11 protein-coding genes are annotated in these 7837 nt (G+C 64.5%); 6 read left to right on the top strand and 5 right to left on the bottom strand.

What is annotated here, in order from left to right:
- A partial coding sequence (locus tag EN994_RS10470; protein WP_127307520.1) for an ABC transporter permease subunit occupies positions 1-362 on the top strand: 362 nt, incomplete at its 5' end.
- 10 nt (positions 363-372) lie between these two features.
- Positions 373-1164: an ATP-binding cassette domain-containing protein gene (locus EN994_RS10465; RefSeq protein ID WP_063169609.1), complete on the top strand. Its 792-nt coding sequence runs from the start codon at positions 373-375 to the stop codon at positions 1162-1164.
- Between the two features lie 189 nt (positions 1165-1353).
- Here EN994_RS10465 and EN994_RS35345 read toward each other — a convergent pair whose 3' ends face one another.
- Entirely contained in the window at positions 1354-1539 is a 186-nt protein-coding gene (locus EN994_RS35345) for a hypothetical protein (protein WP_024502222.1), read from the bottom strand.
- 309 nt (positions 1540-1848) lie between these two features.
- On the opposite strand from EN994_RS35345, the gene EN994_RS10455 reads away from it, so the two are divergent.
- The 4 genes from EN994_RS10455 (at position 1849) to EN994_RS10435 (ending at position 5153) form a co-directional block, all read left to right on the top strand.
- Positions 1849-2208 carry a septal ring lytic transglycosylase RlpA family protein gene (locus EN994_RS10455; RefSeq protein WP_013528714.1) on the top strand — a complete coding sequence of 120 codons (360 nt, stop codon included), beginning with the start codon at positions 1849-1851 and terminating at the stop codon, positions 2206-2208.
- A gap of 231 nt (positions 2209-2439) precedes the next feature.
- Positions 2440-3717, top strand: coding sequence for a polyhydroxyalkanoate depolymerase (locus tag EN994_RS10450; protein ID WP_063169608.1), 1278 nt, complete (start codon positions 2440-2442; stop codon positions 3715-3717).
- 234 nt (positions 3718-3951) lie between these two features.
- On the top strand, positions 3952-4569 hold the full coding sequence (locus tag EN994_RS10440) for a transglutaminase-like cysteine peptidase (RefSeq protein WP_013528717.1): 618 nt from the start codon (positions 3952-3954) through the stop codon (positions 4567-4569).
- Between the two features lie 416 nt (positions 4570-4985).
- On the top strand, positions 4986-5153 hold the full coding sequence (locus EN994_RS10435; protein ID WP_245441843.1) for a hypothetical protein: 168 nt from the start codon (positions 4986-4988) through the stop codon (positions 5151-5153).
- Positions 5154-5226: 73 nt separating this feature from the next.
- Here the strand turns inward: EN994_RS10435 and EN994_RS10430 are convergent, their stop codons facing one another.
- The 4 genes from EN994_RS10430 to EN994_RS10415 all read right to left on the bottom strand — a co-directional run.
- A complete protein-coding gene (locus tag EN994_RS10430; protein WP_063169606.1) occupies positions 5227-5595 on the bottom strand; it encodes a helix-turn-helix transcriptional regulator in 369 nt (122 codons plus the stop codon).
- A gap of 10 nt (positions 5596-5605) precedes the next feature.
- Positions 5606-6136 (bottom strand): Smr/MutS family protein, encoded by a 531-nt coding sequence (locus EN994_RS10425; protein WP_024502221.1) that lies wholly within the window; start codon positions 6134-6136, stop codon positions 5606-5608.
- The gene (locus EN994_RS10420) at positions 6133-7248 is read right to left on the bottom strand and encodes a murein transglycosylase A (RefSeq protein ID WP_063169605.1); all 1116 of its coding nucleotides are present in this window, start codon (positions 7246-7248) and stop codon (positions 6133-6135) included. Before EN994_RS10420 ends, EN994_RS10425 begins: the two co-directional genes overlap by 4 nt.
- A 21-nt stretch (positions 7249-7269) precedes the next feature.
- Positions 7270-7837 (bottom strand): Tim44/TimA family putative adaptor protein (locus tag EN994_RS10415; RefSeq protein ID WP_127307519.1); only part of this gene is annotated, 568 nt, incomplete at its 5' end.

Genomic DNA, 7837 nt, shown 5'->3' with positions numbered 1-7837 from the left:
ACGTCAACACGCTGCTCGGCATCCAGAGCGTCGACCCACAGCTGGTCGAGATGGGCCGCGTCTACGGCATGGACCGGCGCGCCCTGTTCTTCCGCGTCATCCTGCCCGGCGCGCTGCCGTCGATCTTCGTCGGCCTGCGCTATGCCCTGGGCATCATGTGGCTGACGCTGATCGTCGCCGAAACCATCTCGGCCAGTTCGGGCCTCGGCTACATGGCCATGCAGGCGCGCGAATTCCTGCTGATCGATGTCGTCGTGCTGTCGATCCTGATCTACGCGCTGCTCGGCAAGCTCGCCGACAGCCTCGCCCGCCTGCTCGAGCGTTTGTCGCTTGGCTGGCATCCGGCCTTCCAGAACGGATGAGAGATTGCCCATGACCGCCGCCAGCCTGACCGCAGCCCGTTCCTTCGTCGCCACGCCGGTGCGGCCGATCGGCTCCGTCGAAGGACAGCGGGCCTTTGCCTTCAGGCATGCCGGCAAGCGCTTCGGCGACAAGACCGTGCTCGACGGCATCGACCTGGACGTGCCGGCCGGGCAGTTCCTCGCCGTCATCGGCAAGAGCGGCTGCGGCAAGAGCACGCTGTTGCGGCTTCTGGCCGGGCTCGACCGGCCGACATCGGGATCGCTGTCCTTCGGCGTCGAAGAGGAAGGACACAGCCGCACGCGCTTCATGTTCCAGGAGCCACGGCTCCTGCCCTGGGCCAGCGTGGTGAAAAACGTCGAGGTCGGGCTGACCGGCATCGCCACCGGTAGCGAAGCGAGGCACCGCGCGCTCGACATCCTCGGCGAGGTCGGGCTTGCCGACCGGGCCGACGAATGGCCTTCGGTGCTGTCCGGAGGTCAGAAGCAGCGCGTGGCGCTGGCCCGCGCGCTGGTCGGCCACCCGCAGATCCTGGCTCTCGACGAGCCGCTCGGCGCACTCGACGCCCTGACCCGCATCGAGATGCAGCAGCTTCTGGAACGCATCTGGATCGCGCAGAAGTTCACGGCCGTGCTGGTCACGCATGATGTCGCCGAAGCGGTCGCGCTCGCCGACCGGGTCGTGGTGATCAGTGAAGGCCGGGTCGCGCTCGATCTGGATGTGCCCGTGGAACGGCCGCGCCGGCGCGGTTCGGTGGAGCTGGCCCGGCTGGAGGGCAAGATTCTGGATCGGCTGTTCGGGTAGGGCTGTCGGGGGCAGGGCCCTGGAGGACCGCCTTCCCCCACTCCGTCGCAGCTTCGCAGCACCACCTCTCCCCCCCTCCGGAGGGAGAGGAAAGGAGCCAAGGTCGGCGAGCTCGCGCTTTTCCTCTCCCCCGTCGATCGGGGGAGAGGTGGCCCGAAGGGCCGGAGTGGGGTCGACCTTTCATCAAGCTCACCCGCTTGACCGGTTCGCCCACACCAACCCGATCAGCCCGACCAGCATGGTGACGACGCCGATATAGAGCCATTGCGACTGGCCGGTCATGAAGCTGCCGCCGACAACGCCGATGCCTTGCAGCGACCACAGCGCGCCGACGGCAAGCACAATCAACGCCAGCAGATTTTTGGTCAGCCTCATTGCCGGATCTCCCTTTTGAAGTCGATTGGTTACAGCATCGGGACCGCGATAAAAGAGCCAAAGGAAGTGGCCCGGCCGCGCCGAGCTCTACTTGGATATTAATGTTCGATCTTGTCAAACGGATGCCCGATAGCAACACAAAGATCATCGTTGATTGATCATCGCGTGCCGGAAAATCCCTGACAGACTGTTACCCAGCGACTCCAAACGTGTGCCATTGCCACGGAACCGCCAGATCACTGCCGCATTTCCCGCCTTATTTGGCACCTAACGGCTGGGGTCTGTCAAAAACGGAGCCATCCCCCAAATATGAAGAACCCAAAACAGACCGCGATTGTCGCGGTAACGATCGCTGCTGGCCTGATGGTCGGCGCTTCTTCGGCGACCGCCGCCGCCCAGTGCGGCCGCGCCTCGTGGTACGCCCTGCACTCCAGAACCGCCTCGGGCGAGCGCATGAACCCGTCGGCGATGACCGCCGCGCATCGCACCTTGCCTTTCGGCACCAAGCTCAGGGTGACCAACAAGAACAACGGCCGCAGCGTCGTCGTGCGCATCAACGATCGCGGTCCGTTCATCAAGGGACGCGTGCTCGACCTGTCGAAGGGCGCGGCCGGCCAGCTCGGCTTCATCGGCTCCGGCCACACTTCCGTGTGCATGGCGCGCGTCTAGAGCTTCCTGTGTCCGGCAAGGGCCGGACACATTACCTACACATTTCGCAGCCGCACACTGAGCCGGCTGGCACCGTTCGGCCCCGATTTCCATGGCCTTGAACCAAAGAAGCATTGGTCACGCAGCGTGACGTATTGCATCGCAGCAATTAGTTGTTAACTTCCCCGCGAGACATTTAGGCTCGGCGCTGCTCGTCGTGCCTTCGGTCGCAGGCAGCAGCGGGGTTTCTCGATGTTCTACCAGCTCTATGAGATGAACCACGCCGCCCTGCAGCCGGCGCGCCTCTATGCCGACGCGGTGCGGATGTTCTACTCCAATCCGCTCAATCCGTTTTCCCACACGCAATGGGGCCGTTCGATCGCGGCGACGGCCGAACTGTTCGAGCGCACCACGCGCCGCTACGGCAAGCCGGCCTTCGGCCTGAGCAAGACCGTGGTCGACTGGAAGAGCGTCGAGGTCGCCGAGAAGACCGTCTGGTCGAAGCCGTTCTGCAATCTCGTGCGCTTCGAGCGCGCTGTCCCCGCCGGGCGCAAGCCCGATCCGAAGCTTCTGATCGTGGCGCCGATGTCGGGCCATTATGCGACGCTGCTGCGCGGCACGGTGGAAGCGATGCTGCCCTATGCCGACGTGCACATCACCGACTGGGTCGATGCCCGCATGGTGCCGCTTGCCGACGGCCAATTCGATCTCGACGACTACATCGACTATGTCATCGACATGCTGCACACGCTCGGGCCGGACACGCATGTGATGGCGGTGTGCCAGCCTTCCGTGCCGGTGCTGGCCGCCGTGGCGCTGATGGAATCCAAGGGCGACCCGTTCGTGCCCTCGACGATGACGTTGATGGGCGGGCCTATCGACACGCGCAGCAACCCGACCGCGGTCAATCTGCTGGCGCAGGAAAAAGGCATCGACTGGTTCCGCGACAATGTCGTGATGCATGCGCCGTGGCCGGTGCCAGGCTTCGGCCGCGAGGTCTATCCAGGCTTCCTGCAGCTGTCCGGCTTCATGAGCATGAACCTCGATCGCCACATCATCGCCCACAAGGACTTCTTCATGCATCTGGTGAAGCATGATGGCGACAATGCCGAGAAGCACCGCGATTTCTACGACGAGTATCTGGCGGTCATGGACCTGACGGCCGAATTCTACCTGCAGACCGTCGACACCGTCTTCGTGCGGCAGGCCTTGCCAAAGGGCGAGATGACGCATCGCGGCACCAGGATCGATCCGTCGGCGATCCGCAACGTCGCGCTGTTCACGGTCGAAGGCGAGAACGACGACATATCAGGCCTTGGCCAGACCAAGGCAGCGCATGATCTTTGCCCCAATATCCCGGCTGAGCGGCACGCCCACTACATGCAGCCGGCGGTCGGCCATTACGGCGTGTTCAACGGTTCTCGCTTCCGCTCCGAAATCGTGCCGCGCATCGTCGACTTCATCACCAGCTACGGCCGCCAGGAGCGTGTCGCGGCGAAGCCGAAGCTGGTCCGCGCCGCCAAGAGATAATGCACGTCGTCCAAAATTGCGGGTTTTGGGACGATGATTTGCATAAAACCAAGCTTAACGGCGACAAGCCATGCGATTGACCGGTAAAAGCCGGCTGGCTGGCTGATTCTGTTGCACAAGTGCCGCTGTCCAGCCCCTCGGGTAACCATGCCGACAATCCGACCGTCGTCGTAATTGACACGGACTGTAAATCCCCCTTAACCTTTCGTTAATAACAAAGGGTGAGCGGGGACAATGATTTCCTCATCGATGGCGCGACGGCTGCGCGTGTATGTGGCGGCCGGGCTGGCAATGACGGCGGGCTGGGTGGCACCGGCCTTGGCGGGTGGAGCGATGGCGACCGGGGGGCTCACCTCGCAGCCGATCGGCCACTATGATTTCTGCAAGCTGCATCCGGGCGAGTGCTCGATCCGCCCGGCCAATCTGGCGCCGGCTCCGATGACCGACGCGCTGATGCGCAAGCTTCTCAATGTCACCGCCAGGGTCAACGCCGCCGTCAAGCCGATGAGCGACATGGACATCTACGGCAAGGACGAGGTCTGGGCCTATCCCGACAAGGGCGTCGGCGATTGCGAGGACTATGTGCTGGAAAAGCGACGCCAGCTTTCGCGCATGAGCATCTCGCTTGCCGATCTTCTGATCACCGTCGTGCGCAAGCCCGACGGCGAGGGCCACGCCGTGCTGACGGTGCGCACCGACGAGGGCGACTATGTGCTCGACAATCTGACCGACAAGGTCAAGCCATGGGACGCGACCGGCTACCGCTTCCTCAAGCGGCAGGCGATCGACAACACCGGCCGCTGGGTCTCGATCCGCGGTGGCCAGCAAGTTCTGGTCGGCGCGGTTCAGTAGGCACCGGCAACGGCGGCTTCCCTAGGGGCGGCATCCAACGCTTCGTCATCACAGGGCTGAGCAGGAGCGAAGCTCCGTCGCGAAGACCCCGGGATCCATGCCGTGATGCCGATGAAGAACGCTGCGGCGCAGGAACAGGCGCCTGCAATCGTCATACCGTCATCACCAGATCTTTTGCCCCGTCGCGACGCTCGCAACTCGCGGCATGGATCCTCGGGTCTGCGCGTCCGCTCCGCCCGTGGATGACGAAATCGATGGGCCCTCCGCCAGAATTCGCATTTCTCCGTGAACCATTTCGCTCCGGCCAGCGACACACAGCCGTGAACCGAAACCAACCATGGAGACTTCAGATGACTGCTTTTCTGCGAAACACCCTTCTTGCCGCTATCGCGGTGTCGAGCATGGCCGGATCCGCCATGGCCGATCAGACCACCAGCTGTGCCAAAGCCAACCTCAACGACCTCTGGGCCGGCCGCTGTTGCGGTGATGCCGGGGCGTCGGACTGCCTGGGCGGCGGAAACAATGGCCACGACCACGGCGATCATGGCCGGGGTGGAAATGGCGGCACCGCCGGCAAGAAATGATCTCACCACTTTGCCCGCCGGCGGGCAGTGTCCTCGTGAGGCAGGCGAACTTGTACCGGCGCGGACCGTCAGGCTACGGCCGCTGGTTCAACGCCCCGCGGATCGATGCGGTGATGCGGCGAAGCTCGGTTTCGTCGAGTTTCTCGATGTTTTCCGCCAGCAGATTGGCGAGCTCGGTGGCGGCGGGGGAAAGACCCGACGTGTCGAGTTTTACACGCGGGTGCGAGGCCTCGGCCAGCCGCGCCAGTTCCTCGGCATCGTCCCAGATGATGTTGAAATAGCCGATGATCTTCTGGATCAGCGTCCAGGTCGGGGCGCCTCGCCTGCCATGTTCGAGCGCCGACAGATAGGCGGCGCTGACGCCGATCGCCGCCGCCATGTCCTTCTGGCGGACACCACGTTCGCTTCTCAGCGTCCGCAGCTTCTCGCCGAACGGGGTCATGCGCCCATCCTCATGAACGGACCCGCCGCAGGCGGATATAGAGCGCACCCGAACCGCCGTGATTGCGGGCGGCATGGTCGTGGCTGGAGACGAGCGGCCGGAAGGCAGGCGTCGACAGCCAGGCCGGCACGGCGCGCCGCAACACGCCATCGCCGCCGGAGGACGAGCCCTTGCCGGTGATGACCAGGACATAGCGGACGCCGCCGGCATGCGCCCGGTGCAGAAACGAGAACAGCAGCGAGTAGGCCTCGTCCTGCGTCATGCCGTGCAGATCGACGCGGCCCTCGATCGGCAGCCGGCCCTTCGACAATTTGTCCAGCGTCGGTTCGTCGAGGCGGTGCGTGACATGCTGCGCCTTCGGCTTCGCGGTCCCTGCGACATTGGCGACGGGCTGGGCGGGCTGCGACTGGCTTGGCTTGGCCTCGGCAGGAATTTCGGGGATGTCCACGGCAAATTTCCCCTTCAGCGGCTTGGCCGTGCGCGCCACCAGGTTCCACAGAACCCGGTCGTCCTCGCTGAGCTTGTCCGGGCGCCGGGTCATCGGACCGCACCCGCAATGAGCGCGCGCGGCACCAGCGCATAAAAATCCGCGGCATTGCGGACCACGCCGGCGATCTCGCCCGCGGCATCGCCCGAACCGGCGAACAGGTCGCCCCGCGCCGGCCCGGTGATGGCGGAGCCAGTGTCCTGCGCGATCATCAGGCGGCGGAATGGTTTTGCGTCGAAGGCGGCGAGCGTCGGCGCGTCGATGTAAAAGGGCGTGCCGAATGTGTGCAGCAGGCGGTCGACGGCGATCGAGCGGCCCGGCGTCAGCGGCACCTTGGCGGCGGCGATCGGACCAAGGGCAACGTCCTCGACATCGGCCGGGCGGAAGAAAATGTAGGAGCGGTTCTGCCACAGGATCTCGTCGACGCGGTCCGGATGCGCCTTGAACCAGGCGCGGATCGATTGCATCGTCACTTCCGCCAGCGGGATCTCGCCAATCTCGCTCAGGACCTTGCCTGGTCCGGTGAAGCGCTGGCCGGATTTGGCGGCATAGGTGACGCGGGCAAGCCGGCCGTCGGTCATGGCGAGGCGTGCGGCACCTTGCACGTGAATGAAGAAGGCATCGACCTTGTCGGCCAACCAGGCGATTTCCAGGCCCTTGCCATCAAGCGCGCCGCGCTCGATCTCGCCACGGTCATGATATTCGACCGGCCCGTTCGGCGTCTGGCGCGCGAAAGCGAGATAGGGGTCCAGGCCCGGCGGCCGGTTTGCGTCATCGATATCGACGAGATCGGCCGGGCGCGACAGCAGCGGCACCGAAAACCGGTCCGTGCGCACCGGTGACGTCTCGACCTGCGGTTCATAGAAACCGGTGACGAGCCCATTTTCGGCAGGGATAAGCGCCGGGACAAAATGGCGCTCGAAGAAGGCGCGAGCTTCGCCGCGGGTCAAAACCGGCGACCGATTCGCCGGCGAAACGGTCCGGGCCTCGGCGTAGACATCCGCAAAGGCGTCGAAGTCGACGCCGAGCGCGCCGCTGCGATAGGGTTTGGTCAGGACATGGAAGGCCGAGCGCCGAAAGGCGGCGAAGGCGGCCGAATGGTCGTCATCGCCCCAGCCGGGCAGATCGCCGAAGGCTTTCTCGACAAAAAGAGGCGATAGCGACACCGGAGCCTCGCCGCGTATTCCCTAGTCTTCTTCCTCGGTGGCGACGAGCTTCCAGTTCGGATCGCGCGAGCGCGTGTCACGGGCGAAGGTCCAGACATCCTTGACCTCGGCCACGGTTTCCGGGTCGCCGTCGATGACGGCACCGGCCTTGTCGCGGGTCGCCGAAATCAGCTCGCTGATGATGCGCAGCGTGACATGCGCCTCGCCGCCCTTCATCTCGGCCGAGACGATATCGGCCTTGTCGATGCCGACGAAGGAGGACTGGATCTTTTCCGCCTTGGCCTCGCGCTCGCCGATGGCGGCGACAAAACCGTCATAGACCTCGCGCGACAACAGGTTCTTCAGCGTTTTGCGATCGCCGTCGGCATAGGCCATGACGATCATCTCGTAAGCCATCTTGGCGCCGTCGACGAAACCCTTCGGCTCGAAGGACGGATCATTGTCCTTGATCGTGCGCAGGCCCTTGTTGAGGTCGGTATCGGGCTTGGCGAAAGCGTCGATCGCGGCATAGGCGTCGGGAGCCGGCTCGCCTGGCGGACGCTTGCGCGGCAGCGAGACGACGTTTTCGGATTTCTGGGCGGCATCCTTG

Source organism: Mesorhizobium sp. M7A.F.Ca.CA.002.09.1.1 (assembly GCF_003998555.1).
Taxonomy (GTDB): domain Bacteria; phylum Pseudomonadota; class Alphaproteobacteria; order Rhizobiales; family Rhizobiaceae; genus Mesorhizobium; species Mesorhizobium ciceri.
This window is presented reverse-complemented; position numbering and strand designations above follow the sequence as displayed.